We start from the raw sequence: 25,540 nt of genomic DNA, 5'->3' as shown, positions 1-25,540 counted from the left end.
TTTTTTTACTAGCAATAGATGTGCATCATGTCAGAATTCAATAACGTCACCATCGTCAAGCGGGCCAACGTCTATTTCGATGGCAAAGTGAATAGCCGCACCATTAAATTTGCCGATGGCTCTTCGAAAACCTTGGGTTTTATGCAGCCGGGCGAATATACCTTTAACACGGCCGATCCCGAATTGATGGAAATACTGGCAGGCGAACTGCAAGTGTTGTTGCCTGGCAACGATGCGTGGCAAGCGGTGAAAGGCGGCGAGTCTTTCAATGTGCCTGGCAATGCCGCTTTCACGATGAAGGTAAGTGTTGCCAGCGATTACTGCTGTTCTTTTTTGAAGTAAGCGCTGGATGGAAAAGGTAGCGATTTTTGTCGATGTGCAGAATATTTACTACACCACCCGGCAACGCTACCAGAAACATTTCAATTACAGTGCGTTTTGGCAGCAGGCAACCGCAGGTAAGCAGGTCGTCGCTGCCATTGCTTACGCCACTGATCGTGGTGACAGCAAACAGCAGGGTTTTCAGAAAATCTTGAAAGATATCGGTTTTACCGTCAAATTAAAACCCTATATTCAGCGCCGCGATGGTACCAGTAAGGGCGATTGGGATGTGGGAATCACCTTGGATGTGATGGACTACGCCGCGCGGGCTGATCGTATTATTCTATTGTCCGGCGACGGCGATTTCGAATTGTTATTGCAAAAGGTGCGCAGCGATTTCGGTACTGCCAGCGATGTTTATGGGATTCATAGTTTAACCGCGCCGGCCTTGATTCAGGCCGCCGACAATTTCATCGCCATTGCCGGTGCATTATTGCTGTAAGACGTTTGGGCGTTTTACTTATTGTTTGTCGGCGTTTTCTTCTACCAATTCTTTGCCTTTCTCTGCGGAACTGGCGGCTTCTTTGGGTTCGGCAGCATTTTGATTTTTTCTGCGGGCAAAGGTGTCGGGTTCGTCGCTACCGAATAAACCGCTAATTTTTTCCCACATCGAGCGTTCCAGATCGCGTTTTGGTACTTCGACACTGGTTTCCGTGGATTCCTTGACAACCGGCAGCGAGCTGGGTCTAAAGTCGCCTTGCACGCCCATCAAATTGTCACCGTTGAAAAATAAAGACACCCGTTTTTGCACCCGGTCTTCGCCGCCCGGTTGTTCGGAGTACAAATAGTCCCAGCGTTTTTCATGAAAGGCATCCGACAGCATAGGCGAACCCATGATATACAAGACCTGGCGCTTGGTCATATTAGGCCGCAATTGGTTAATCATGCTTTGATCGATGATATTGCCTTGCTCAATATCCAGGGTGTAAACGCCAGGCAAATTAGTGAGGATGGTACTGCAAGCGCTGATCGATAAACTGGTGACGGCGGCTAGCAAAAAAGTCGATTTTTTCATGAGAAGAGAATGGAGTCTGACGACAAACGATGGGCCATTATCCCATAATTCTGTCAGCGGCTTGGCGCAAAAAACGATACAATGTCGCGGATTATCGGTTTAAAGGAGGGGGCTTGTGGAAACTCAGGATTTGCGTAATGCGGGCTTAAAGGTGACCTTGCCCAGAATCAAAATTCTGGAGATTCTGGAAAAACAACAGGACGATAGGCATTTGTCGGCTGAGAAGGTCTACAAAATCTTGTTAGCGGAAGGCGAGGAAATTGGCCTGGCGACGGTTTACCGGGTGTTGACCCAGTTCGAAGCTGCCGGCTTGGTCAACCGCCATCATTTCGAGGGTGGCAACTCGATATTCGAATTAAATAGCGGCGGCCACCATGATCACGTCGTCTGCATGAAGTGTGGAAAAGTCGACGAATTTACCGATGAAGTCATCGAAAAACGTCAATCGGAAATTGCCCTGAGACTGGGCTATACACTGACCGATCACAGCCTTTACCTTTACGGTTATTGCGCCGCTTGTAAACCCCCAAAAGCCTAAGCATGTTTAAACCTCTCATCCTGTATATCGGGTTGCGCTATACCCGTGCTAAAAAACGCACTCAATTTATCTCGTTCATCACCTTAACATCCGTGCTTGGTATCGCCCTGGGTGTCACGGCCTTGATTACCGTGCTGTCGGTAATGAACGGATTCGAAGCCGAATTGCGCGAGCGCATCCTGGGCATGACCGCGCACAGCACAATTACCGGCCGCTTCGGTCAACTGGATGATTGGCAAGCTTTAGAGCAACGTACTCGCAGCATGCCGCATGTCGAAGGTGCCGCACCGTTTATCCATGGCCAGGTGATGGTGAATGCTGACCGCCAAGTCAGCGGCACTTTGTTGCAGGGCGTGTTACCCGAATATGAAGCCAAAGTGTCTGAAGTGGCCAATAAAATGATGTTCGGTAGCTTGAACGATTTGGTCCCCGGCGAGTTTGGTATTGTCTTGGGGGCAGAATTGGCAAGTTATTTAGGCGTGATGATGGGTGACAAAGTCACCATCATCACTCCGCAAATCAACTCCACGCCGGCCGGGATTCTGCCGCGCATGAAACGCTTTACCGTGGTGGGCGTGTTCAAGGTCGGCATGTATGAGTACGACCGGAATATGGCTTTGATGCATCTCGAAGATGCCGGCAAATTGTTCAGATTGGAGTCGGCAGTATCCGGTTTGCGTCTAAAGCTGGATGACTTATTCAATGCCCCGCGCATCACCCAAGGCTTGGCCGATACGCTGGGCGACGAGTTTCGGGTCAGCGACTGGACCAAGGCCCACAGCAACTTCTTCCGTGCCGTGCAAACCGAGAAGCGGGCAATGTTTATCATTTTGCTGCTGATCGTCGCAGTGGCGGCGTTTAACATTGTATCCACGCTGGTGATGGTGGTCACCGACAAGCGCGGCGACATCGCGATCCTGAAAACCCAGGGTTTATCCAACGGTTCGGTGATGGGCATTTTCATTGTCTTGGGCTGCATCATCGGCAGCATAGGTACCCTACTGGGAACCGTCGGTGGCGTGTTGCTGGCGCTGAACGTCGAAACCATTGTGCCAGCCATCGAAAAAGCCTTTGGCGTGCAGTTCATGGCTGCCGACGTCTATTACATCAGCGAAGTGCCGTCAAAACTGATCTGGACCGATGTGTATTGGATAGCCTGCGTGGCGTTTTTATTGTCCTTGCTGGCGACGCTGTATCCAGCTTGGCAGGCGGCGCGTATCAATCCTGCCGAGGTGTTGCGTTATGAATAATGCCATCGTATTGCAGTGCCAGCAGTTAACCAAGCGTTACGAGCAGGGCGATTTGAATGTCGAAGTGTTGCGCGGCGTCGATTTGGCGATTCATGCCGGTCAGCGCGTCGCCATCATGGGTGCATCCGGCTCCGGCAAAAGCACCTTGCTGCATTTACTGGGCGGCCTGGAAAAACCCAGCTCCGGCTCGGTGATGCTGGATGGCGCCGATTTGAACAAGATTAGCGCCGGCAAACTGAGTCAGCTTCGTAATCGTTCACTGGGGTTTATCTACCAGTTTCATCATTTGCTGGGTGAATTTAACATCCTGGAAAATGTGGCAATGCCGCTGTTGATCGGCAACCAATCGATCAAGCACGCCCAACAACAAGCTGCCGAGTTACTCAAGCGTGTCGGCTTGGGGCATCGCATGCTGCACAAACCCGGCGAATTGTCCGGTGGCGAGCGGCAACGCGCTGCTGTAGCCCGGGCTTTGATTAATCAGCCTAAATGCGTGCTGGCCGACGAGCCGACGGGTAATCTCGACAGTAAAACCGCCGAGCAGATTTATCAGCTGATGTTGGAGTTAAACCAGGAATTACAGGTGAGTTTTTTGGTGGTGACGCATGATCCGGAATTGGCGGGAAGGATGGATAAGGTATTGTATATGGAGGATGGGGTGATTGTGCCGGAACGGGTGCATCATTCCTGATAATTCAAGTCGTCGGGATTATGTGTCGCTAGCGCGACGGCTGGTTTTAATGTCGGGTCTCGGCCCGACAGCCGAGTAACTTTTCTTTGTTTGGCCAAAGAAAAGTCACCAAAAGAAACGCCACCCGGATGCCGCTTTAATCCTGCGCGCCGAAGCTTTTATCGAGGGTCGACAGAAGGGGCTTCCCAGCCCCTCCGCCGACGCAGCGCATCCATGCGCTGCCCCTTCGGGCCGTTCTCGATAAAATCTCCGGTGCTCGGCGCGGTATACGGGAGGCCCCCCGCCCCAATTCCGCAGCTTATTGTTTACGAAATTATGTAGGGCGCATTAGCGATAGCGTAATGCGCCGAATGATTAAAGGCCAACATACGGCGCAATACGGCTACGCCTATTGACGCCCTACCAATTTCAACTTACGGCCTTGCTTAGGATGTCAACAACGTAGCTTCGATGGAGTGAAACGAAATCGAGGTTTTGATGGCTTCGATTTCCCGGATTCCGCTTTGCTTCATCCAGGCTACTTGTTTTATGGGATTTTTTATCTTTTTTTTCATTCTGATCTCGCCAGTTATATTGGCATTGCTTATACATATATTCCGCGACTTACGTGGAAAGGCCAGAAATATTCGACAGGAATGTTATTCATGCGGACACCCCCTCTCAATGACTGAATATCGAAGCATCTGTCATCACCGAGGTGGAAGGTATATTTACTGTGAGCAATGTGCGGATCGTCATGAATTGTGGTCTGGCATTGCTGTATCCATCATGGCGCTCGGAGTGGCAACGACTCTTATTGTGCTATCTATTTCTGAATTTGACACAAGTCCACAAAAGTCATTTCTGTTTGCTGGGTTTGCTTCAGCGATAGTCGTAATTGTTGCTTTAGTCGCTGCTCGCTACATCTCCAAGAAAACCAAGTAATTAATTTGTCGATTCAAGCGCTAAACGGCTGTTTTCCGGCTTTTTTCGCGGGTACAAGGCGCAAGTAGCCCGGGTGGGCACGGAATTTAGTGCCCATCCTTCACGTGGATGGTTTTCTTCCCGTATGCCGCGCCGAGCACCGGAGTTTTTGAACGGATTGGCCCGTTAGGGGCGATGCAGGGATGCATCGCGTTGCCGAAGGGGCAGGAAGCCCCTTTCGGCAACCCCGTTCAAAAGCGAGGAGCGCAGGGAATAAGCGGCGTCCGGGTGGCCTTTTCTTTGGATACTTTCTTTTGGCCACGCAAAAGAAAGTATCTCGGCTGTCGGGCCGAGACCCGACATTAAATTAAACCGTCGCGATAGCGACACAATACCAAGCTTGCGGAGGCTATCCGTTCCAGCTAAATCTTATCCGGCTGAATAAACCGGAAACCTAGCACACAACAAATGCACCTTCTCCCTAACCGCATCAATCACACTCTCGTCTTCCAGGTTATCCATCACATCGCACATCCATTCCGCCACTTGGCGAACTTCGTCTTCCTTGAAGCCGCGCGAGGTGGGGGCAGGGGTGCCGACGCGGATGCCGCTGGTGACGAAGGGTGACTGTGGGTCGTTGGGTACCGCGTTTTTGTTGACGGTGATGTGGGCCCGGCCTAATGCGGCGTCGGCGGCTTTGCCGGTGATGCCTTTAGGGATGAGCGAGACCAACATCAAATGGTTGTCGGTACCGCCGGAAACCACATCAAAACCGCGTTTGATAAAAACCTCCGCCATGGCTTGGGCGTTTTTCACGACTTGCTGCTGATACGTTTTAAATTCCGGGGTCAGGGCTTCTTTAAACGCTACGGCTTTGGCGGCGATCACGTGCATCAGCGGACCACCCTGGATGCCGGGGAAGATGTTGGAGTTGATCTTTTTTTCCAGGTCCGGATTGCTTTTGCACAAAATCAAGCCGCCGCGTGGGCCACGCAGGGATTTGTGGGTGGTGCTGGTGACCACGTCCGCAATCGGCACCGGATTGGGATATAAACCCGCTGCGACTAGGCCGGCGACATGGGCCATGTCTACAACGAAGTAAGCGCCGACTTTATCGGCGATGTCGCGAAAACGTTGCCAGTCCCAAATGCGCGAATACGCCGAGAAGCCGGCAATGATCAGTTTCGGTTTGTGTTCCAAGGCCAGCGCTTCGACCTGTTCATAATCGATTTCACCGGTGTCTTTGTTCAGGCCATACTGGATGGCGTTGTAGATTTTGCCGGAGAAATTGGGTTTGGCGCCGTGAGTCAAATGGCCGCCGTCGGCGAGGCTCAAGCCCAGGATGGTGTCGCCGGGTTGAATTAAGGACATGAACACTGCCATATTGGCTTGTGAACCGGAGTGAGCTTGCACGTTGGCGTAATCGGCGCCGAACAATTCTTTGGCGCGGTCGATCGCCAATTGCTCAACGACATCGACGTATTCGCAGCCGCCGTAGTAGCGTTTTTCTGGATAGCCTTCGGCGTATTTGTTGGTCAGCACCGTGCCCTGGGCTTCCAAAACTCGGGGGCTGGCATAGTTTTCCGAGGCGATCAGTTCGATATGGTCTTCCTGGCGTTGGCGTTCTTGTTCCATCGCTTGAAATAGTTCGTCGTCAAAGCCTTTGATGGTCATCGATTCGCTAAACATGGGGTCTCCTAAAGTAAGTTCGGGTTATTCGTGGGGATGCAGCAGCAGGACTTGCAGGTCGGCGACATTGGTGCCGGTTGCGCCGCTGAGCAGTAAATCGTTCGCCGCTTGCAAGGCAGGGTATGAGTCATTATCGTCGAGCAGGGCCGCTGGGTCGAGTCCGGCGGCGCGGATGCGTGGCAAAGTGCCGTCATCGACGATGCCGCCGGCGGCATCGGTAGGGCCGTCGCGGCCATCAGTACCGCCGCTGAGAAAGGTCCAAGCGCCGTTCAGCCCGTATTTTTCGGCGGCCAACGCGAAGGCAAGAGCCATTTCCTGATTGCGGCCGCCCTTGCCATTTCCCTTTAAGGTCACAGTGGTTTCGCCGCCGGCGATCAAGGCTGTTGGTTGCGTCATGCCGGCTGCTGCGGATAGTGCATGCAGTGCTATTTGCTCGGCAACCAAGCGCGCTTCGCCGCTCAACTGTTTGCTGTAAAGCTGGGTGTCATAGCCCAATTTGCGTGCTTTGTCGATTGCAGCGTCAACGCTAATGGCATTGCTGCCAAGCAAATGGTGGCTCGTCTGCCGGAAGAGCGGGTCACTGTCTTTAGGCGTTTCGATTTGCAAGCCTTGAGCGCCTTGTTGCAAATAGTTTTGCACGCTGGATGGTATTTTCTGCCATATGCCGAACGATTCCAATACTGCGACGGCGTCTGTGAAAGTGGTGTCGTCGGGCACGGTGGGGCCACTGGCGATGGCGCTTAAATCGTTATCCAGTACGTCGGATAGAATCAGTGCATGCAAATCGGCGGGCGCGGCAAGCCTGGCTAAGCCGCCGCCTTTGAGTTGAGACAGATGTTTACGGACGCAATTGATCTGATTGATGGTTGCGCCGGAGGCCAGTAATAGACGGGTGGTGGCGATTTTATCCGCCAAATTGATGTCGGCGACCGGGTAGGGCAGCAATGCCGAGCCGCCGCCGGAAATCAACACTAATACCAACTCGCCGGGATTCGTGTCGCTCAGGCGGGTGGCGATGGTTTTTGCCGCATGCAACCCAGCAGCGTCCGGTAGCGGATGGCCGGCGCCGAATACCTGACAATTTTCGACGACATCAATGTTGTCGTAATTGGTTACGACAATGCCTTTAGCGACAAGCCAAGACTCGGGAATTATCGTTTGTGCCGCATCGGCCATTGCGCAAGCAGCTTTACCGAATGAAATTAAATGAATGCGTCGCCAGTCGCCGCTGCGGTAGCCGGTTTGTTCCGAACCCATATGCAGCAGTTCGCTATCGGCTCTGAGAAAACGTTTTACGGCAAGATACGGATCAGCCGCCGCAACGCCGGCGCGAAAAATGGCGGCTGCGTGTTCACGATAACTTGGCTGGACTGCGGACATATCGATCCGGCAGAACCTTAAGCCATGGCTTTAGCGAGTGCAAAGATGATTTCCGCGTCGAACACCTGCTTATTGCTTTCAAATAGCTTGGTGATACAGGCGCGGTGTAAGGCTAGTTTTAGCGCGCCGAAGCCGATGGCGCCCCAGACGATTTTGCCGTGTCGCTGTTCGCCTCTATCCAGTACGTCCGTGCCGCCAATGCCGACAGGCGGCGTGGCGTTGGCGTCCGCCAACAATTGCAAATTTGGATTGTTTTGCCAATGTTCCGGCTTTAATAATTGGACACCGGCAGCACCGGTCGCTAATACGACGTTGGCGTCTTGGATGGCGGCTGCGCGACAGTCGTAATCGGCGGCTTCTAAGGGTGTCAGATCTACGCCGAAACGCTCCTTCATCGCGAAGCAGGCTTTTTCCGCGTTAAATATGTGTCGGGACGTGATACTGACATGCGCGCCTTCCAGCGCCATCATTGCCGCCGCACGTTGACCGACCGGACCTGTACCAGCTAATACCACCGCTTTTTTGCCGGCCAGGCTTGCGCTGCTGCTCAGTTTGGCGACGGCGGCGGCGGCTGTAGTGTTGCTGCCGTTACTGTCCAGCATCACCGAGACTTGAAACCCGGGGAAAAAATGTTTTTGCACCGCTATCAGTAAACGCTGGCCGGCCTCGATATTGCTGCCGCCGATAAAAATCGCCGTGTTTTTTTTGTCTTTGGGGGCGCGAGTGAAGATCGTACCGTCGACCAGGCCTCCGACGTTATCGGGGGTAATGTTGCCGTAACCAATGACATGGTCCGCGCCGCCGTCGTAAGCGACTACGGTATCGAAAGCCGAGGGATGGGTGTCGGTGTCGAACTGGAATAACAATTTTTTCATTAAGCTACCTGATATGAATAGTGGTGGCCCGGTGGGAGAAGGTTAGCCGCCGGCATTATACAGAATAATATTTACCTCGCCGCAGAATCCAAGCGGGTTTTGGCAGGCAGGAATTAGTGATTGTTTGCTCAAAAACTTTATGTCATATTGGAAAAGCCTGCCGTTGGGTCGGGTGTGGAAGAATCCAATCAATAAAGAGGAACGCAGATGAAAACGCCCGTGGATATTGCTGTAACAGGTGCAGCTGGTCAGATTAGTTACTCCTTGCTATTTCATTTGGCGTCTGGCGAATTGCTGGGGCCGGATCAGCCTATCGTGCTGCGTCTGTTGGAAATTCCACCGGCTATGAAGCAGTTACAAGGCGTGGTGATGGAGTTGAACGATTGCGCGTTTCCGTTGATCAACAAAATCATCATTACCGACGATCCGAAAGTGGCATTCGATAACGTCGATTACGCCTTTTTGGTAGGGGCAAAACCGCGCGGACCGGGGATGCTGCGTAGCGATTTGTTATTGGATAACGCGCAGATTTTTATCACCCAAGGCCGGGCGCTGAATGAAGTAGCCAACCGGAATGTCAAGGTTTTAGTGACCGGCAACCCGGCCAATACTAATGCTCTAATCGCTATTCATAACGCTCCGGATTTAGCGCCGGAGTGTTTTACGGCGATGACCATGCTCGATCATAAACGTGCGATAAGTCAGGTGGCCGAGAAATGCGGGGTGCTGAGCAGAGACGTGAAAAACGTGGCGGTTTGGGGTAACCATTCCTGCACTCAATATCCTGATTTACATCATGCCAAGGTCAAGGGCATGGATGTATTCTCTTTGGTCGAGCAATCCTGGTTTGTTGATGAATTTATCCCCACTGTGCAGTACCGAGGTACGGAAATTATCAAAGTACGCGGCCAGTCCAGCGCGGCGTCTGCGGCGCATGCGGCGATTGAGCATATGCGGGTTTGGGCCTTCGGTACCGATCCGGGGGACTGGGTGAGTATGGCGGTCGCATCCGATGGTAGCTATGGTGTTGCGGAAGGATTGGTTTATTCCTTCCCGGTGACGGTGGTGGATGGGCAGATCGGCATCGTTAAGGGCTTGGATCTTAACGAGTTCAGCTTGGCAAGATTGCGTCAAAACGAAGTAGAGTTAAAAGAAGAGCGACAAGCCATCAAACATTTACTCTAAATTGTCCGAATGCGGGAGCTCTGCGGCTATTCCGCGCGGCTGGGCTTATCGAGCATCACTATCGCGGTATGGCGTAATAACTACCGCTCCATTATTTGTTGCTGATGTTATCTTGTGTTTACGTCGGCGGGTCTCTCGGCTAGCCGATTCGTAAGGCGCCGCCATCCGTGGCAGCTTGTTAACGACTGGTAAAAAGCGCTCCATCCCTCATCCAGCGAGAGAGTTTTTTAGCGCGTCCTTAAAATCTTGAATGGGTCGGGGGCTTTAATTGATACCCCGGAAATTGTTTGGGTGGGGCAGGCAACAAAACAGTGCTTTATTATTTTTTAGATAAAGCAATAGGTGTGCCAATTATGAATTCCCGTTCGGCGGGGCGTGCACGAGGGTATGAGTGCTGCCAAACTACCGGTTTTAAGGCTTATGCCGCAATGGCAAGGGATATGCCGTATTTTTGGGTATATTGAATTGGCACCGTATCGGTAACGGATAAAACTCAGCGGGTTGCTGGGTCTGCAACGGCTAACGAACCTCCGGAATTGCCGTGTACGTCTATCCATAAGTACGGCAATGCCAACTGTTCCAGCCAGCTTGGGCCTTGTTCTTCCTTGAGCATGGCGATGGTTGACGCGCTGCCGGCCACTACGCAGAATTCGCCGACGACACTGACAGATGCCAAATGCCGAACCGGCCAGCCTGTTTTCGGATTGAGGATGTGTCCGTAGCGCTGGCCGTTGACGATAATGCAGCGCTCATAGTCCCCGCTGCTGGCGACAGCGCCGCTATGTAGCGTCAAAGTACTTGCTAATGCCTGCCTTTGGCGGGGGTGATGGATACCCACTCGCCAGGCAGTGCCGTCCGGACGTGGGCCTATCAGTTTGATGTCGCCGCCCAGATTGATAAAGCCGTGGCGGGCGCCGGCATTCCACGCAATTCGCGCAGCCCGGTCTACGGCATATTCTTTGACGATACCGCCAAAATCCAGCTCCATGCCGGCCAATGGGAACTCTAATAGCGGCGCCTGCCAGCGTAGTTTGTCCCATCCAACTTTTTTCAATAGTGTTTTAATTAGTTGTTCATCCGGCAACTGGCCGGATTCGAAACGCCAAGCCTGCCGTAAAATTCCGGACGTGATGTCGAACAGGCCGTCGCTTTGTTGATGACAGGTTGCAGCATAATTCAGTAAGCCAGCCGTTTCCTCATCCACGGTAATGCGGCCTCCCATGGCTGCGACTTGATTGATTCTTGAAAGCAGGCTGTCGGGTTTATACCGCGAATACAAGCCCTCCAAGCGTTGCACGTCGGCTGTTACTATATCGGCAATACGCTTGGCCTGTTTATGCTCCGTGGCAATCAATTGGATTTCGCATTGAGTACCCATAGCCTGGAATGGGAAGCGAAATAAGGATGTTGGGCTCACGATTAATCTTTGTCGGTTTTAAAGTGATAAGCGTGGCTGATGGAATATTAACTCCGTATTTTTTTTATTAGAACCAGGTAAAGCGCTAGAGGCAGTAAACTGGGTAGAATATATTTTAAGTCCTTCATACCAAAATACCCCAAACCCAAGGTTTTTCTAAATAAATGATGCGCGCTAGGTAAATCGTTTTTCCAATAAAACTCATAAGCTCTTTGCAATAACTGGCCTTTTGTCAAAAGATCGGTTTTAGCTTCACCCAGCGTTTGCGATATTACGGGAAAGTCTCGCAGCAAGCCTTTTTGCACGCCCCAATGATTTAGTATGGCCCTAAGTCGGTTGCTGGAAATTTGTTCGCCTTGTTGATGGTGATAATAAGCCAATACTTCAGGAACGCGGACAATATGGGCAAACATTGCAATTCTGATCCACATATCGAAATCTTCAGCGGTTAGCCAGTGTTCGTTAAAACCTCCAACTTGATCGATGGCAAATTTGCGCGTCAATGCGGCGTGAATTGGCCAAGGGCAACTGCGCAACAAAACGGCAAACTTATCATTTTCTTCGTAATCAGGCGGAATATAAGGTTGGGATTTTTCTGCGCTCAGACCAATATTTTGCCAGCCGCAGTATGCGAGTACGCTATCCGGTTTTTCTTCAAGCTTATGATGAAGCTTTGCCAGAAACTCAGGGTGCCAACTGTCGTCGGAGTCCAGAAAGGCGATAAATTCTCCTGATGCGGCTTCCAATCCGCGATTGCGCGCAGGGCCGGGGCCTTTATTCTGTTGGGAAATAACTAATATATTTTGATACAGCGTTGTTATTGTCTGCAAAACCTCTAGCGAGTTATCCGATGAACCGTCGTCAACGACTATCAATTCGAAATTCTTGAAAGTTTGTTGATACAGATTGCCGATGGTTTTTTCAATGATATGTGCCGAGTTATAGCAAGGCATAATCACGGAAATGAGTGGTTTAGCTTGAGATATATCAGTAGTTTGTCGCATACTGGATTCGCCTGAATCAGGCCGTTGATTGTGCGAAATTTATTTTAAATCAAATTGTGGCAATTCGAGCTTTTATTGGAATATTGCCTTTAGCTGTTGGCGCCACTCCCAGAGAATGCCTTTTATACGTTGATTTAAGGTTTGCTGTTCAAAGCCTAGCAAACGCAGATGGGCATTATTGATTTGTCCCAATAATCCCGATAGCAGATCAAGTTCTTGATCAGAAATCGCCGCCGGGCCGTAGGCCAGCGCAGCGTTGGCGATGTTCAAAAATTGCTTAGCGTATTTTTGGCTGGAAAATTTTTCAGCGACGGAGATACGGGCGTTGGCGGTGAGTTTTTGAGCCAATTCCGGGTCGTCCAGCAGGCGCAAAATGGCCGTGGCGGCGGAATTTTCATCGCCCGGATCTACTAAAATGCCGTCGTGTTCGTTAACGATGCACTCCCGTAGACCCGAACACGCCATTGCGACCGCTGGCGTACCCACAGCCATTGCCTCCAGCGCGGCAATACCCTGGCCTTCAAAAATTGCCGTGGAGAGAAATATAGTGCTTTGTGCCAGCAGGGCGGCAATGTCATCTCGCGGTCCGAGTATATGTAACTTGTTGTTTAATTGGCCACGCTCTAATTCGTCTTCCAACAGGCGGACAGCTTCCGGTTCCTGTTTTGGGCCGGCGATAAGGAAATAACAATCCGATTTAAACGTAACGACCTTGGCGGCTACCCTGGCAAAGGCAGCAAAGTCCTTTTGCGCAGAGATGCGGCCCACGCCGATTACCAATTTTGCGTCTGCGGAAAGGCCCAATTCTGCGCGTATATCGGTTGAAGATGACTTGGCAGAACTACGCAAATCTTCTATATCGATGCCGTTGTAGAGGGTTTTTATTCGGTCAGCGGGTAAATATTCCGATAGCGATTTAGCAACGTCGTCTGATACGCCGATGATGCGGCTGCTCAATTGTTTTAAAAGGTGAATATAGCCGCCGGTGCCAATGCTGGATTCATAACGGGACAAATCTTCCGCAAACGGTGCATGAATGTGCCAAATGGCCGGTATTCTTTGACGAGCGGCGGCAATACCGGCATGCAGTAAATGACCGGTGTTAATATGAATAATGTCAGGGTTTTCCTGCTGTATCAACGTAATTAAATTGTCTAATTGTGCAAAAGAATCTCCGTAAAACTTAAATTGCGCCCGTTCTGTTCGGCTTACGCAGCAGGAATATGGGACCAGCCAGTAACGAATCGCTTGAGACTGTAAATATTCCGTGACATTGCCAGCTTTGGGCACCACCGCGATAGGTTCGATGCCTAGTTTTTTTAATGCGACCATCAAGGTGCAGGTGGTTTTGTCAACCCCGTTTTTTAAATCACTATTATGGAAAATATGTAGAGTTTTCATTTTTTATACGGAGAAAACAAACGAACAGCTATGGTCTGATAAACACAATAAAATAAAGCCAAAGTTGCATTTAGATAATCCTTCTTCCGCCAGAAGGCGAGTAAATAAGTTTTCTTATTGTGTGCGAGTAAATATCTAAATAATGGTATCCTGATCGCTAAATTGACACGATTGAGGTAGAAGCTTTCCAGTACCGATATATTACCTTGGTATATATATAAATTTTTGTTGAGCCAAGCTGTTGAAAGGGTTTGAGCATAATGTGCAATTTCAGATTTTGACAAGTTGTCATGGAATACAAGATCAGGAAAGTTTGTCATGCCATAATCCAGATACCAATCGCCAACAGTTTGTTGAAATAAAGGCAATGGGTTGGCGTTTAAAATTATTCCTGGCATAAAATAGCTAACAGCTCCATCAATAATGTTAAATTCGTTTCTAATTGCCAAGTATCTACCCAAGTATCGCCCTGTTGCCACCCCCAGCTCTGCTAAATTGCCTTTTAAGTTGTCTAATAAAGAGCGATGATGAATAAAGTGACTAGACTGAACGCGATTTTTTCCAAGTAGAGTGCTACGTGTCCAAACTGGATGGAATTGATTATCTAGAGCCGGTTGACCTTTTTCATCGCATGCTTCGCTAAAGTAGCGAGTATCCGGCATAAATGAAATAGATGTTTTGTGCTGGATGTGACTAGCCAGGATTTTCAATATTACATCGATATTGAATCTAAAATTGTCTTCCAAATATGCAAAATAAGCACCTTTAGCCCTATGCAATGCCGTGTGCCACGCAAGGCCGTTTTCATCGAAAATACAATCATGAGTGGCAAGTAACGGGATAAAAGGTTTCAGGCTAAGTTCTGGTTTGACCGAAACTACAATAATTTCTATCGAAAACTTGGCCTGAGCCTTCAAGGCGAAGGCTTGTTGCAGACGTTGATTGAAATCTTCGCCAGCTTGGTTATAGGTAACGAATAAACTTACCGCTATCTGATTGCAGGGGATAATCGCCAGCGTATCGGGATTCAGGGCTAGGTCTAGGTTTTCGATGCCGCGGTAGGCATTGAGTAATGCCGCCAACCAAGGCTTGTCGTTGGCGAGCAGTTGTTCGCGCAAGTTTTCGCAATAGAGCTCCGGCTTTTCCAGCCACAAGACCAGCGCCTTGTTAAGACGGTCTCCCGAGGTAGCGTCTGGCAGATTCCGCCAGGTGCGATACAACAATGACGGTCCCTGCTCGGGTAATAGTTGTTTGATTCTTTCGTCTTGCCATGTGCCGGTTGGAAAAGTACAAATAACCGTTTTTGCGGTGTCTGCAGCTTGCAGAGGATCGTTCAATAGCAGTCGTTTAAATCCCGCATCGCGAACCTTCGCTACCGAAGCACACTGTGCTCGCGCTTTGTGGTGTGTAGTACTGGCTGGATTTAAGCGCCAGATGAACAGAATTTCCGGCAGATTCGCGAACCGGCATCCCGCCAATTGCATGCGCATAAATACGTCGTAGTCGGGTACCAGACAACTGCGGTCTACGGAGTAGCCACCCACTTTTTCCAATGCGTGTCGTCTAATCATCGTGGTGGGATGATGCAGCGAAAAAAAAGCGTACATCAACACCGAAATTCTATCTGAATCAATAGGGTGCGTATCGATACCAATATCTCGACCGTCGGCGTGCAGCATTCGCCATTGGCTACCGACCGCGTCAATGTCTGGATGCTGATCGAGGAACTGTTTCTGTAGCTTTAGTCGATCGGGGAGGGAAATATCGTCGGAGTCCATAATGGCGATATATTCACCTTGGCTTTCGGTAATGCCTCTTTGGGTTGCTGCACCTATGCCGGCATTGACTTGAGTGATGAGTTTAACGCGCGAATCTTGTTGGGCGAGATTTTTCAAAATCTCCGGGCTGCCATCGGTGCTCCCGTCATCGACGATCACCAATTCAAAGTCCGTAAAAGATTGCGACAGAATACTCTGAATGGCTTCCGTTAAATACCGTTGAGTATTGTAAACGGCCATGATGACGCTGATGGATGGCGGCACCATTTCGTTTGGCCTAATATGCATGATTGGTTTTTATGACCTTACATGCCCGCCAAGTATTTTATAAATATACTTGGTGAGGCGGTATACATTACTGTTTTGCAGTCGCTCAAAAAAACCTTCCAATTCAATAAGTCTGGAATTGTGGGCTTCGAGCTTTAAGTTTAGCGCAGCATTTTGCGCGATAAGATGAAAGCAGAGCTCCAAGGCCGGGTCGGATTTTTGCCGATCATTGTTTTTTTTCAGTAATTCAGAATATAAAGCTATAAAATTATCGATAAAGCATTCCCAGGAAAAGTTTTTTTCAACTATTTTTCTTCCGGAAATCTTTAAATTATTAGAGAGCTCAGGATCTTCAATAATTCTCAAAGCCTGTTGCGCTATAGCTTCATAATCCCCTATATCGACCAAAAAACCGTTTTCACCATCCACAATTACGTCCTCAGAACCTCCACAACGTGTTGACACGGTAGGACAGCGTGCTGCAAGGGCCTCAAGGCAGACGCCGGCAAGTCCCTCGAATATCGATGTGATGAGTATGACGCTGAGTTGCGGCAACAGGGCAGGAACGTCCTCTCTTTCGCCTAGGAAATGGAAATGGCTTGGATTACGAGAACGGCAAATTTCGTCTTCGACTAGCTTTTTTAGAGTTTTATCATCTGGGGGGCCAATGATTACAAAATGCGCCTCCGGATTTTTTTCGGAAATAAGTTTGGCCGCTCGCACAAATGTTAAAGGCTCTTTCTGATCGCATATCCTGCCAACGAAGCCGACTATCGGGTCATTAGTATTAATTTTTAATAAATCGCGTAAGTTTGGTTCGCCGCTTTGGGATAAGGTTTTATGATCAAACTCGTCTATCTTGAGCGCGTTCAAAATGACACGCGAGGAAATCCTGGGGTCTCCTTCAAAAAATTTCAAAGTACGGCTACTCACCCCTACCAAAGTATCGCAAAGAGCGGCGTAAAGCGCTCTAATCGCTTGATCGGATAAGTTGTAGGCCTTTAGCAGCGTAGGAGTGGTATCGATATCGAAATTACTATGTACATGCCAGATATGCGGAATATTGGCCATTTTTGCCGCTAAAGCGCCATCGAATGGGTAGACAGTATTGGTATGAACTATATCGATTGCTTCGTCTTTAATGATCTGTAATACCGCTTGTGCTCGTTCGATAGTACCTGCAAGGTATAGATTGATGCCGGCGTTGTTTGAGCCAGGGAATAAAATGCTCGGGATAATATAGGTTTTTATGCCGATAGCATTTAAACGGGTTACTAGCTCCCCGTCTTCGGGCAATACTACGATGGATTCAATACCCCTGTCCCGGTAGGACCCCGAGATTTGTAACAACAGTCGCTCGACGCCGCCCATCACGGTCGCACCGTGTTGTACAAATAGAATTCTTTTGGGTTTGTACGGCGTAATCATTTTGGGGGTTGGTCGAATCACGAAAAGTGTCGGAGTATGATCAAATTAAATTCATTTAGTACTGTTTAGCCGCCAACCAAAATGTCGGTTGTAACTGAATTTTACAAACATTTTTATCCTCGTAATAACGCTTAGTTTTTTTGGTGTAATTAGCGGGATAGAGTCTATTATCTCTGTAATTCTTTTGTTGGTTGCATCTTCGGAATATTTGTCTTTAATGAAGTTATACCCATTGATTGACAGCTTTTCGTAAAGCTGTTCATTTCTGCTAACTTTTAAGACAAGTTCCGCAAATTGATTTGAGGTTTCTGCGACTAAAATATTTTCATTGTTAGTTAGCCCAAATCCCTCAGCACCTATTTGGGTGGTCACTACTGGTATACCGTAACTCAACGCTTCACCTATTTTACCCTTCATTCCTCCGCCAAAACGTAGTGGGGCGATAGATATGTGAGCGTTACGGTAATGTTCTTCCAGATCTTCAATAAATCCACGAATAAAAATATTTTCAGATTGTAGTTCGAGAACCGACTCTGGTGGGTTTGGCCCGACTACCTCCAATTGGAAATTAGGATTGACTTCTAATATTTTTGGAAAAATTTCTTTGCAGAAATAATGAATGGCATCAATATTCGGTTCGTGTTTGAAAGCGCCAACAAATAATAATTTGGTATAAGGTGGAGTGCGCGAGAGCCGTTCAGGAATCTTATGGATATTAGGCAAAATACAGGTTTTTATATTGGAAATATCTTTTTTAAGCAGTAAATCATCATCAATTGTTACAGTAATAGTCATATCCGCTCTGGCGTAGGCTGAAAGTTCTTGATTTTTTATAGTTTCAGCGTATTTAAAATCAGCGGAGTCTTTAGTTAAGTTGGCCTTCGAAAAGAATCGGTTATACGTAATGTCAACTGAGTCAACTAAAATACGGGCCTTCGGTTGAAAAAATCTAACAAAATCAATATAGCGATTAACGTAATGAAAATATTCGAAAATAACAATATCGAATTTTTCGATTCTAAGGGTGGTTAATACATCTGTAGTGCCGAGATGAATGCTAAGGTTTTTGAGTATATTTAGATAGTCTTGAACTGCTTCTTCTCCAATTTCTTCAACTTGTTCATTTAAATTGAATGGGCAGATGGTAATCTGATGCGACTTCGATAAAATTTTTAAAAAAGTATAAAAACGAAGATCGGCGGATGCTCGGTCAGGCATTGGCAACCACATGCTTACTATTAGAATATTCATTTTTAATGTGTTAGTTGCTTCTGGAGTAAATTTAAAAAAATACGGCGATTGAAAATTGTGGTTTTATTTTTTTATGTTTAGTTGTCTAATTTTCTCAGGACAGTCGCCAAATCTGCTAAAATAATAGTCTCGAATTGCAATTAAAGTTGCTATATTTGCTGGTTTCGAAATATTGAGTTTGATTGTTTTGAGCCAAGTGGATAATGACCAAAGCAGACCTTTTATCAAAGGTAATTCAGGGTTGTATAAGGTAATGGGTGGTAAGAAAATATTACGCAATATGTGGTAGTTATCTTTGTGAAGTTTGAGTATGGCTTGATAAGTTAGATGTTTTTTTCCCCAGAGTAATTTATTTCTAGTCATGAAATAAATTACTAGCGGCGATTCGGCTCCACCGAAAGAAGAGGAGACTTTATGCCACAGCTTTGCATCAGGAACCACGAAACACTTATAACCTTTTTTTCGCGCACGGTAGCACCAATCAGTTTCTTCGTAAGTAAGAAAAAACTGCTCATCCAATAATCCTACATCCTTAAATGTGGCAGCAGATGCAAACAGTGCGCAACCAGTAATATAGTCCACTTCGTTTAAGTTGTTGAAGTTAATGTTGTCGGTTGAGCCATAACCTATATGTTCAAATCGATTGAATTGTTTTAGCCAACGACCGCCTGCGAACCATAGTGTGTTTGGCTTGTCGTAGAAGTATATTTTTGCACCAAGAATTGATTTATTATGTTGTTTTTGTTCTGAGGTTATGAGGGAATTAATTAAGTAGGGGTCGACAATAGTGTCATTGTTTAATAAAAATATATAATCAAAATTATTATCTATTGCCCAGCTAATTCCAACATTGTTTCCACCTGCGTAGCCTAGATTTGCGTTTGTCTGTAGAACTGTGGTTTGCGGATATTGTTTCATTATAGCTTCCACTGAGTCATCGTTGGAGCCATTATCTATCACAGCAGTTTGATAATTTTTATATTTTAATAATGTCAATGATTCAAGACATTCCAGCGTGTCTTTTTTTCCATTCCAGTTTAATATTAAAATAGCAACTTTTGGTTGGTTGTATGCCATATTTTTATTTGTTAGCAGCGAAATAAAATCCGGCTCTACCACCGGAACCTTCTCTATTTACACGTTCAGCTTCTTTTCTAAATTCATCCATTTGGGAGTTGGAAAAAATGCTGTTTTTAGGGTTGACTAGGTATGATCGCTCGTCAAAAAGCGGAATACCTACTTGATATTGTTCACTCGCTGCAAATTCAAATTCATCTGAGTCATAGATTGTATCAATCAAACGTAAACCAGCCTTTTCTCCAAGTAATTTTATGCTTTTGTTTGTATGAAGGTATAAGTGTCTTGGTGCATCTAATTCCACCCAGCTAGCACCATATTTTTCCCAAACGTATGAAGACACTAGTGGTATCCGAACTAGACAAATACCGCCAGGTGATAGCAAGTTGCTGGCGGCTTCAAGCTGAGATATTTGGTCTGGTATATGCTCCAGCGAGTGATGAAATGTGATGTATTTAAATTTCCCTTCCATTTCTAATAGGCTTTTTTTGTAGTAAGTTATTCCTTGTTCTTCTTTATCCATTTTAATGAATGGATCAATGCCAATTAGATTTTTAAAGCCAAATTTTTTTATTTCAATGAGCCAGTTTGAATGTTCTCCGCAACCTATGTCCAATATTGCGTCGTCGAAATTTTTAAATAGCGCCTTTTTGAGTAATGGTCCTGTTTTGTACCATTCATATGGTAAGTCTATGAATCTCGATAGTATTCTATTAAATTTAACACCTTTTCCGAACATCGCCGTTTTGCAGCGTTGTTTTTGTAGCCAAGTATAAATTTTAGAGGTTTTATCTGAAATAGGTTTTTGGTAGGAATAATAATTATCAGGATAAAATCTAGATAAGTTGCTAGGAATATCAGTGATTTGAAGGCATCCACAGTGAGAGCATTTGAAGTATTCGAATTCTTCGTTGGAACCAAACATCATTTCCTTTAATATAAAGCGTTGATGATTGTCTTTTGAGTCACAAATACGGCATTTAATGGCTGATTTCATGTGCTTTAATAATTAATTTACGGGGATCCATTGGGCATCTAAAGCGAAGAATCCATCCCGCATTGTTGTGGTTTGCGATTTTCCTAATTCTGGCATAACCTGGAATGTCAAAATATTCTCTGAATAAAAAATCGTGCGTGTAACTTTAGATGCTGTAACTCCAAGCCTTAAGGAATAAATGCCGGGTAGTAAAGGAATGTGTTTTAGAGTGCATTTAATTTGATGTTTTCCTGCCGCTAACGCCATTTCTGGAATCTCATTTTCACTATTGTGTGTTGTGAGATATAAAAAGTCTGTAGTATGCACTCCTAATCCAAAAGTTATATGTTCCAGTGGTGAAGTTAAAAAGAACTCTATAACTACATCAATGTTTCCTTTGTGAATAATTGATGATACTTCTTGTTCGTCTTGCGTGGTTAAATGCATTCGAATAAGTTCAAATTCTCCACTGCCTATTTGATTGTTCTTTGATAGTTGGCGAGATTCTTTAATTTGCTTGTTTATTTTTGTGTCACTTTGTGAGTAATATAGGTCGCATACTGTTTCAGGCGTGTCATCGCTTTGAATTTTGCCATGATCGAATAAAATAGCTCTTGTACATAGTCTTTCTATTTGTCTTATATTGTGTGAGACAATTAAAACAGTTTTTTTGTTGTGTTTTATAAGGTTTTCCATTCGATCAAAACACTTTCTTTGAAATGCTAGATCGCCGACTGACAATACTTCATCAACAATAAGAATATCAGCTTCCATACTGGTCGCAATAGAAAAACCTAATTTAACAGTCATTCCGGAGCTGTAACGTTTAACCGGTGTGTCAATAAATTGTTCCAGCTCGGAGAAATCAATGATTTCATCCAATTTCTGTTGAATGATTTTTTTGGGAATACCCAAGATGGCGCCGTTAAGATAAATATTTTCTCGGCCGGTTAGTTCCGGATTGACACCGGCACCCACTTCAATCAACGGTGCTACGCTGCCTTTAACAATGACTTCGCCCTTGGTGGGTTTGCTGATATTGGCCAAGTGCTTGAGCAGAGTACTTTTACCTGCGCCGTTATGCCCGATGATGCCGACCACTTCACCTTCATTGATGTGAAAATTGACATCGTCAAGCGCTTTGAAACGCTCGCGCTCTTGAACCGGTTGGAAGGCGAGGCGTCTCATGGTGTTTAAAGCGGTTTCCTTCAAACTGGTAAGGTGACCGAGCTGGTATTCCTTGGTGAGGTGGTTGACTTCTATGATGGCCATATATGCTAATTAATGATGTAATTTTGAAGTTTTTTGCCGAATCTTATATGACGTCGGCGAACCAACTTTCCGCGCGCTTAAAAAACCAATAGCTGAACGGTAGTATTACCAAAATCAAAATTAACCCCGGATAAATTACATTTAAATCGGGCTCTGTTGCTCTAATTAAAACACTTTGAAATCCATCTATAATGCCCACTAATGGATTAAGTGTGTATAAAAAATACAAATCATTGGACCATTCGCCCGCTGCCTGTTCGATAACTAATTTCTTTTGTACCAAGCTCAACGGATAGATGACTGGGGAACCGTACATCAATAAAGATAATGCTATTGGTATTGCTTGAGCTATATCGCGGTAGTATACATTCATCGCTGCGCCAAAGAAGCTGATTGTTAAGGCGACTATCATCGTGTATAGCACGAAAGCCGGTATCCAGACCGCATGGAGAGTGGGCATGACATGATAATAAATCATCATGGCAGCCAATATCGCAAAACTGATAACTAATTCCACTAGTTTGGTAACCATCGCGGTTAATGGAAACACTTCACGCGGGAAATATATTTTTTTGATCAAATTGGCATTCGAAGTTACGCTATTGACGCCTTCAGAAACTGATTCCTGAAAAAATACCCAAGGTATTAGTGCTGCAAACGTAATAAGCGGATAAGGTAAGCCCCCGGTTTCTATGCCCACAAAACCCTTAACCAAGGTAAATACCAGCATTAACATAATAGGCTTTAATACAGCCCATAAAATTCCGAGGTATGCTTGCTTATAGCGGATAACGATGTTTTTCCAGGTGAGTGCGGCTATTAGCTCTCTGTAGGTATATAAGTTTTTGGCGATTCGTAACATGGGTATTTATTTTAACTGAATAATCCAATCGGTAGCGGTTAAGCTTTTAATTAGAGATGGGGATTATTTGAAATTCTTCATGCGTTTAAGCAATATTTTCGAGTTGGGGTTGTGTTCCAAGCCTTTTTCTAAAATGGTTTTAGCTTCTGCTTTCATGTTTTTTCTTTGATACAAACTGCTCAAGGCGGCATAAGGAAAAGAGTTATTTTTATCAAGCGAAATACTCTTTAAGTTGGCGGCAATTGCTTCATCAATTTCACCCATGAATTGGTAGGCTTGACCGACATCGTAAAATATTTTTGGCATTAACTTAAAAGTAGGCGAGGCGTGATCCGGTACATATAGAAGATCTCCCACTGCCGCGCGGTATTTAGACTGTTTTTCTGCCTCGTCATGGGTTCTGAAGGCTAAATTCATGGTGTGTAAGCCTGCGCAATAGTGGTGGATATGAATGAAGTCGTCGCCGAGCTTTCGGTTCCAGCTTTGGTAGTCAGGCGATTTTTGATCGGATGCGCGCGCCTTGCAGTAGGGTGGCAGGAAGGCGTAATCGGCGTCGGTTTTCGGATAGTCGGCTGCCGCATTCCGGATACAGGCAATAAATAGCAATGGAAGTAATCTGACTTTTTTCTGGCGCATGAATTTGCTTGAATACTGTTTTATAAAAACTTTTGATATATGGACTGTATCGCTTCTGTGTGCTGCCGGACGTCGAAGGTGGCTAATGCTTTGGCCCGGGCGTTACTGGCTAACCGATTCATCAACTCGCTGGAGCGGTAAAACTTAAGGATAGACGCTGCCAAACTTTCCGCGTCACCGCTGTTAAATAATAGTCCGGTTTGATTATCTTCAACCATCTCCGCGCCGCCGCCATGGTTTGGTACGATCAATGGCCGGCCTAACGCCATCGCTTCGATGACGACCGTACCTAATGGTTCGGGGCTAGTGGATGCTGAGACCACAATATCCAGCGCTTTGTAGGCTTCTATCATGTCGCTGACGTGGCCGATAAAGTGGACGGTATCCGACAACGATTCCTGTCTTACACGTTCTCTAAGCTCTCGTTCGTAAGGGATGCAATCGTCTGGCGTTCCACCGACAATCAGCATTTTTAAATGGGGTATTTGGTCTTGCAGTATTTTAGCCGCGTCGATAAATAGTTGTTGCCCTTTCCAAGGAATAAGTAAGCCTACTAAACCTACGATAAAGATATTTTCAGGTAAATCGAATCGTTGCCTAAATAAGGAGCCGCCTGCTTGGTTGTTCAGCTTATCCAAAGCGATTCCATCATAGACCACGCTAATTTTCTCGTCGTGCACGGCTAATTTTTCACGCATGCTATTGGCAACCCAATGGGAGACGGACACAAAATGATCGGGTAGGGAATAAGCCCAGCGCGCTGAATGCGGTCCGTCAGGGTTGCCACGGACATGGCAAATACTGGGGATACGCAAAATCTTTGCTACCAAGAGTGCGGCTCTGTTACAAAGCGGCTCGTTATTGGCATGGATCAGGTCCGCTTTGAACCGCCATGCAGTCCAAAGCAAGTCGAGAAAAAACGGTAAAAAATTAAATAAATCGTCGCTTCTGGCTATCAGTTGATTGACGAAAAACCGCAGGGGAGACACCTTCGTTAACCATTGAATCGATTCCGCTTTTGCACGCCACGCCACGATGTCTATATGGCGGTCCGGGATGTGTTTCCATAAAGCTTCATCGGCAATCTCCCGATATTGCGGACCGCTGCGTCCTGTAACAACTAGAGGTAGAAAGCGACCACGATCAAGATTTCTGACTAAATGCCTCAAACAGATAATGGCGCCACCATAACCAATTCCGTTTTCGACATAGATAATTCTTTTTGGGAGGTTGTTGGTCGACATGAAATCAGAGTTTGGCAATATCAGCGTAGAAAGCGTTAAGGAATATTCTCATATACTCAGGATTTTGCGAATTTTTGTTTAATGACACGTAGCGCATTAATTAAGCTGGCTGGCAAGATACTGAAAATCAGATAGAGTAGATTGTTAAGTGTGAAATCCTGGGAGAGGCTTTTTTTAAAGGCTTCTCTGGCTTTGGCATTATTGCCGCCGCTGAAATACCAGTAGCCAAGCGTCCATTGCGCCTCTGCCACTAAACTATTTGGCGAAACGCCTTGGGCAATTAGCTGGGGCGAGGCGAAGTTCCGAATAGACTCAGCCGCCTTGGTCAAGTCTATTAACATACCTTCGCTGGCTTGCGTGGCATTGTTGCCGTGCTGGCGGCGCAGCATCAAAATGTCGGGAAGGCACGTTACTGCGTGAAACGTGGCGATTTTTGCCCACAACTCCAAGTCCTCTCCATAGCGAATCTCGGTATTGAACATGCCTGCTTCAAGCAAGGTTTGGCGCTTCACCAAAACGGTACCCGTCGGTATAAAATTTTTTTTCACTAACGCAGCAAGGGCGTTGGGAATTGGTTTTCCGGCCAGCTGTTGGAAATAGTCCAACATTTTATGTTTGGCTAACACCGATTGGGTTAGCAGTTGGTCGTCGTTGTCGATTTCCGTCATGTCGCCGGCAATCAGGTGGAGTTCCGGATTGGTTTGCAATGCTTGGATTTGCTTGGTGGTTTTGTCCACAGTCCATTGATCATCGGCATCCAGAAATGCAATCCAATCACCGCTAGCCAATTCTATGCCTTTATTGCGCGCGGCGGACGGGCCTTGATTGGCTTGTTTGTGATAAATGACGGTATGGGCAAACGTCTTAAGGACTTGTTCGGTGTTGTCCGTGGAGCCATCATCCACCACGATGATTTCGTCAACTTTGCTGGTTTGCGCCTGGATGCTTTCGATGGCGGCACGAATGAATGTCGCGCTGTTATACGCTGGAATGACGGCGCTGATTTTCATTTTGGGCTAA

24 protein-coding genes are annotated in these 25,540 nt (G+C 46.8%); 6 read left to right on the top strand and 18 right to left on the bottom strand.

What is annotated here, in order from left to right:
* The first annotated feature begins 27 nt into the window (after positions 1-27).
* Together ACMXD4_RS15185 and ACMXD4_RS15180 are read left to right on the top strand one after the other, a co-directional pair.
* Positions 28-342 carry a pyrimidine/purine nucleoside phosphorylase gene (locus tag ACMXD4_RS15185; RefSeq protein WP_171694816.1) on the top strand — a complete coding sequence of 105 codons (315 nt, stop codon included), beginning with the start codon at positions 28-30 and terminating at the stop codon, positions 340-342.
* Between the two features lie 7 nt (positions 343-349).
* The gene (locus ACMXD4_RS15180) at positions 350-823 is read left to right on the top strand and encodes an NYN domain-containing protein (RefSeq protein WP_171694817.1); all 474 of its coding nucleotides are present in this window, start codon (positions 350-352) and stop codon (positions 821-823) included.
* An 18-nt stretch (positions 824-841) separates the two neighbouring features.
* Here ACMXD4_RS15180 and ACMXD4_RS15175 read toward each other — a convergent pair whose 3' ends face one another.
* Positions 842-1,396: an outer membrane protein assembly factor BamE gene (locus ACMXD4_RS15175; protein WP_171694818.1), complete on the bottom strand. Its 555-nt coding sequence runs from the start codon at positions 1,394-1,396 to the stop codon at positions 842-844.
* A gap of 115 nt (positions 1,397-1,511) precedes the next feature.
* Between ACMXD4_RS15175 and fur the strand changes: the two genes are divergently transcribed.
* Genes fur through lolD form a run of 3 tightly spaced genes read left to right on the top strand, consistent with a single transcriptional unit; the run spans position 1,512 to position 3,875 of the window.
* Positions 1,512-1,934 carry a ferric iron uptake transcriptional regulator gene (gene fur, locus ACMXD4_RS15170; RefSeq protein WP_026146882.1) on the top strand — a complete coding sequence of 141 codons (423 nt, stop codon included), beginning with the start codon at positions 1,512-1,514 and terminating at the stop codon, positions 1,932-1,934.
* Positions 1,935-1,936: 2 nt separating this feature from the next.
* A complete protein-coding gene (locus ACMXD4_RS15165) occupies positions 1,937-3,184 on the top strand; it encodes a lipoprotein-releasing ABC transporter permease subunit (protein ID WP_171694819.1) in 1,248 nt (415 codons plus the stop codon).
* Positions 3,177-3,875, top strand: a complete 699-nt coding sequence (lolD, locus tag ACMXD4_RS15160) for a lipoprotein-releasing ABC transporter ATP-binding protein LolD (protein ID WP_171694820.1) — start codon at positions 3,177-3,179, stop codon at positions 3,873-3,875. Before ACMXD4_RS15165 ends, lolD begins: the two co-directional genes overlap by 8 nt.
* Before the next feature lie 425 nt (positions 3,876-4,300).
* Here lolD and ACMXD4_RS15155 read toward each other — a convergent pair whose 3' ends face one another.
* The 4 genes from ACMXD4_RS15155 to ACMXD4_RS15140 all read right to left on the bottom strand — a co-directional run bounded on the left by ACMXD4_RS15155 (position 4,301) and on the right by ACMXD4_RS15140 (position 8,722).
* Complete coding sequence (locus ACMXD4_RS15155; RefSeq protein ID WP_415878638.1) at positions 4,301-4,429, bottom strand: hypothetical protein; 129 nt, start codon at positions 4,427-4,429, stop codon at positions 4,301-4,303.
* A gap of 778 nt (positions 4,430-5,207) precedes the next feature.
* A complete protein-coding gene (gene glyA, locus ACMXD4_RS15150) occupies positions 5,208-6,467 on the bottom strand; it encodes a serine hydroxymethyltransferase (protein ID WP_171694822.1) in 1,260 nt (419 codons plus the stop codon).
* A 24-nt stretch (positions 6,468-6,491) separates the two neighbouring features.
* On the bottom strand, positions 6,492-7,847 hold the full coding sequence (locus ACMXD4_RS15145; RefSeq protein WP_171694823.1) for a glycerate kinase: 1,356 nt from the start codon (positions 7,845-7,847) through the stop codon (positions 6,492-6,494).
* A 17-nt stretch (positions 7,848-7,864) separates the two neighbouring features.
* Positions 7,865-8,722 carry an NADP-dependent methylenetetrahydromethanopterin/methylenetetrahydrofolate dehydrogenase gene (locus ACMXD4_RS15140; protein WP_415878637.1) on the bottom strand — a complete coding sequence of 286 codons (858 nt, stop codon included), beginning with the start codon at positions 8,720-8,722 and terminating at the stop codon, positions 7,865-7,867.
* 207 nt (positions 8,723-8,929) lie between these two features.
* On the opposite strand from ACMXD4_RS15140, the gene ACMXD4_RS15135 reads away from it, so the two are divergent.
* Entirely contained in the window at positions 8,930-9,907 is a 978-nt protein-coding gene (locus tag ACMXD4_RS15135; protein WP_033158994.1) for a malate dehydrogenase, read from the top strand.
* A gap of 493 nt (positions 9,908-10,400) precedes the next feature.
* On the opposite strand, the gene ACMXD4_RS15130 is transcribed toward ACMXD4_RS15135, so the two are convergent.
* From ACMXD4_RS15130 to ACMXD4_RS15070, 13 genes are all read right to left on the bottom strand, one after another.
* Positions 10,401-11,285, bottom strand: a complete 885-nt coding sequence (locus ACMXD4_RS15130; protein WP_415880838.1) for an FAD:protein FMN transferase — start codon at positions 11,283-11,285, stop codon at positions 10,401-10,403.
* A gap of 86 nt (positions 11,286-11,371) precedes the next feature.
* Entirely contained in the window at positions 11,372-12,277 is a 906-nt protein-coding gene (locus tag ACMXD4_RS15125) for a glycosyltransferase family 2 protein (RefSeq protein WP_415880837.1), read from the bottom strand.
* A 123-nt stretch (positions 12,278-12,400) separates the two neighbouring features.
* Positions 12,401-13,729, bottom strand: coding sequence for a glycosyltransferase family 4 protein (locus ACMXD4_RS15120; RefSeq protein WP_415878636.1), 1,329 nt, complete (start codon positions 13,727-13,729; stop codon positions 12,401-12,403).
* Positions 13,726-15,774 (bottom strand): glycosyltransferase family 2 protein, encoded by a 2,049-nt coding sequence (locus tag ACMXD4_RS15115; RefSeq protein ID WP_415878635.1) that lies wholly within the window; start codon positions 15,772-15,774, stop codon positions 13,726-13,728. The genes ACMXD4_RS15120 and ACMXD4_RS15115 overlap by 4 nt, the downstream gene beginning before the upstream one ends.
* 30 nt (positions 15,775-15,804) lie before the next feature.
* Positions 15,805-17,202 (bottom strand): glycosyltransferase family 4 protein, encoded by a 1,398-nt coding sequence (locus ACMXD4_RS15110; RefSeq protein ID WP_415878634.1) that lies wholly within the window; start codon positions 17,200-17,202, stop codon positions 15,805-15,807.
* Between the two features lie 51 nt (positions 17,203-17,253).
* Complete coding sequence (locus tag ACMXD4_RS15105) at positions 17,254-18,453, bottom strand: glycosyltransferase (RefSeq protein ID WP_415878633.1); 1,200 nt, start codon at positions 18,451-18,453, stop codon at positions 17,254-17,256.
* 63 nt (positions 18,454-18,516) lie between these two features.
* Positions 18,517-19,530: a glycosyltransferase family 2 protein gene (locus tag ACMXD4_RS15100; RefSeq protein ID WP_319962628.1), complete on the bottom strand. Its 1,014-nt coding sequence runs from the start codon at positions 19,528-19,530 to the stop codon at positions 18,517-18,519.
* A 4-nt stretch (positions 19,531-19,534) separates the two neighbouring features.
* On the bottom strand, positions 19,535-20,527 hold the full coding sequence (locus ACMXD4_RS15095; protein ID WP_415878632.1) for a class I SAM-dependent methyltransferase: 993 nt from the start codon (positions 20,525-20,527) through the stop codon (positions 19,535-19,537).
* Positions 20,528-20,539: 12 nt separating this feature from the next.
* Positions 20,540-21,778, bottom strand: a complete 1,239-nt coding sequence (locus ACMXD4_RS15090; protein WP_415878631.1) for an ABC transporter ATP-binding protein — start codon at positions 21,776-21,778, stop codon at positions 20,540-20,542.
* Positions 21,779-21,821: 43 nt separating this feature from the next.
* The gene (locus ACMXD4_RS15085) at positions 21,822-22,640 is read right to left on the bottom strand and encodes an ABC transporter permease (RefSeq protein ID WP_033158989.1); all 819 of its coding nucleotides are present in this window, start codon (positions 22,638-22,640) and stop codon (positions 21,822-21,824) included.
* A gap of 63 nt (positions 22,641-22,703) precedes the next feature.
* Positions 22,704-23,276, bottom strand: a complete 573-nt coding sequence (locus ACMXD4_RS15080; protein ID WP_033158988.1) for a tetratricopeptide repeat protein — start codon at positions 23,274-23,276, stop codon at positions 22,704-22,706.
* 20 nt (positions 23,277-23,296) lie between these two features.
* The gene (locus ACMXD4_RS15075; RefSeq protein WP_415878630.1) at positions 23,297-24,520 is read right to left on the bottom strand and encodes a glycosyltransferase family 4 protein; all 1,224 of its coding nucleotides are present in this window, start codon (positions 24,518-24,520) and stop codon (positions 23,297-23,299) included.
* A gap of 56 nt (positions 24,521-24,576) precedes the next feature.
* A complete protein-coding gene (locus ACMXD4_RS15070) occupies positions 24,577-25,530 on the bottom strand; it encodes a glycosyltransferase family 2 protein (RefSeq protein ID WP_415878629.1) in 954 nt (317 codons plus the stop codon).
* Positions 25,531-25,540: the final 10 nt, after the last annotated feature.

It is taken from the genome of Methylomonas sp. TEB (assembly GCF_047777895.1).
In the GTDB taxonomy this organism is placed as follows: Bacteria; Pseudomonadota; Gammaproteobacteria; order Methylococcales; family Methylomonadaceae; genus Methylomonas.
Note: the sequence above shows the minus strand (reverse complement) of the source record. Positions and strands in the feature narration are given on the sequence as shown.

Bases quoted from the DNA above. Each gene is read 5' to 3' on its own strand.
- ACMXD4_RS15185 (WP_171694816.1), top strand. From the start codon at position 28: ATGTCAGAATTCAATAACGTCACCATCGTCAAGCGGGCCAACGTCTAT.
- ACMXD4_RS15180 (WP_171694817.1), top strand. From the start codon at position 350: ATGGAAAAGGTAGCGATTTTTGTCGATGTGCAGAATATTTACTACACC.
- ACMXD4_RS15175 (WP_171694818.1), bottom strand. From the start codon at position 1,396: ATGAAAAAATCGACTTTTTTGCTAGCCGCCGTCACCAGTTTATCGATC.
- ACMXD4_RS15165 (WP_171694819.1), top strand. From the start codon at position 1,937: ATGTTTAAACCTCTCATCCTGTATATCGGGTTGCGCTATACCCGTGCT.
- lolD (WP_171694820.1), top strand. From the start codon at position 3,177: ATGAATAATGCCATCGTATTGCAGTGCCAGCAGTTAACCAAGCGTTAC.
- ACMXD4_RS15155 (WP_415878638.1), bottom strand. From the start codon at position 4,429: ATGAAAAAAAAGATAAAAAATCCCATAAAACAAGTAGCCTGGATGAAG.
- glyA (WP_171694822.1), bottom strand. From the start codon at position 6,467: ATGTTTAGCGAATCGATGACCATCAAAGGCTTTGACGACGAACTATTT.
- ACMXD4_RS15145 (WP_171694823.1), bottom strand. From the start codon at position 7,847: ATGTCCGCAGTCCAGCCAAGTTATCGTGAACACGCAGCCGCCATTTTT.
- ACMXD4_RS15140 (WP_415878637.1), bottom strand. From the start codon at position 8,722: ATGAAAAAATTGTTATTCCAGTTCGACACCGACACCCATCCCTCGGCT.
- ACMXD4_RS15135 (WP_033158994.1), top strand. From the start codon at position 8,930: ATGAAAACGCCCGTGGATATTGCTGTAACAGGTGCAGCTGGTCAGATT.
- ACMXD4_RS15130 (WP_415880838.1), bottom strand. From the start codon at position 11,285: ATGGGTACTCAATGCGAAATCCAATTGATTGCCACGGAGCATAAACAG.
- ACMXD4_RS15125 (WP_415880837.1), bottom strand. From the start codon at position 12,277: ATGCCTTGCTATAACTCGGCACATATCATTGAAAAAACCATCGGCAAT.
- ACMXD4_RS15120 (WP_415878636.1), bottom strand. From the start codon at position 13,729: ATGAAAACTCTACATATTTTCCATAATAGTGATTTAAAAAACGGGGTT.
- ACMXD4_RS15115 (WP_415878635.1), bottom strand. From the start codon at position 15,774: ATGGTGCCGCCATCCATCAGCGTCATCATGGCCGTTTACAATACTCAA.
- ACMXD4_RS15110 (WP_415878634.1), bottom strand. From the start codon at position 17,202: ATGATTACGCCGTACAAACCCAAAAGAATTCTATTTGTACAACACGGT.
- ACMXD4_RS15105 (WP_415878633.1), bottom strand. From the start codon at position 18,453: ATGAATATTCTAATAGTAAGCATGTGGTTGCCAATGCCTGACCGAGCA.
- ACMXD4_RS15100 (WP_319962628.1), bottom strand. From the start codon at position 19,530: ATGGCATACAACCAACCAAAAGTTGCTATTTTAATATTAAACTGGAAT.
- ACMXD4_RS15095 (WP_415878632.1), bottom strand. From the start codon at position 20,527: ATGAAATCAGCCATTAAATGCCGTATTTGTGACTCAAAAGACAATCAT.
- ACMXD4_RS15090 (WP_415878631.1), bottom strand. From the start codon at position 21,778: ATGGCCATCATAGAAGTCAACCACCTCACCAAGGAATACCAGCTCGGT.
- ACMXD4_RS15085 (WP_033158989.1), bottom strand. From the start codon at position 22,640: ATGTTACGAATCGCCAAAAACTTATATACCTACAGAGAGCTAATAGCC.
- ACMXD4_RS15080 (WP_033158988.1), bottom strand. From the start codon at position 23,276: ATGCGCCAGAAAAAAGTCAGATTACTTCCATTGCTATTTATTGCCTGT.
- ACMXD4_RS15075 (WP_415878630.1), bottom strand. From the start codon at position 24,520: ATGTCGACCAACAACCTCCCAAAAAGAATTATCTATGTCGAAAACGGA.
- ACMXD4_RS15070 (WP_415878629.1), bottom strand. From the start codon at position 25,530: ATGAAAATCAGCGCCGTCATTCCAGCGTATAACAGCGCGACATTCATT.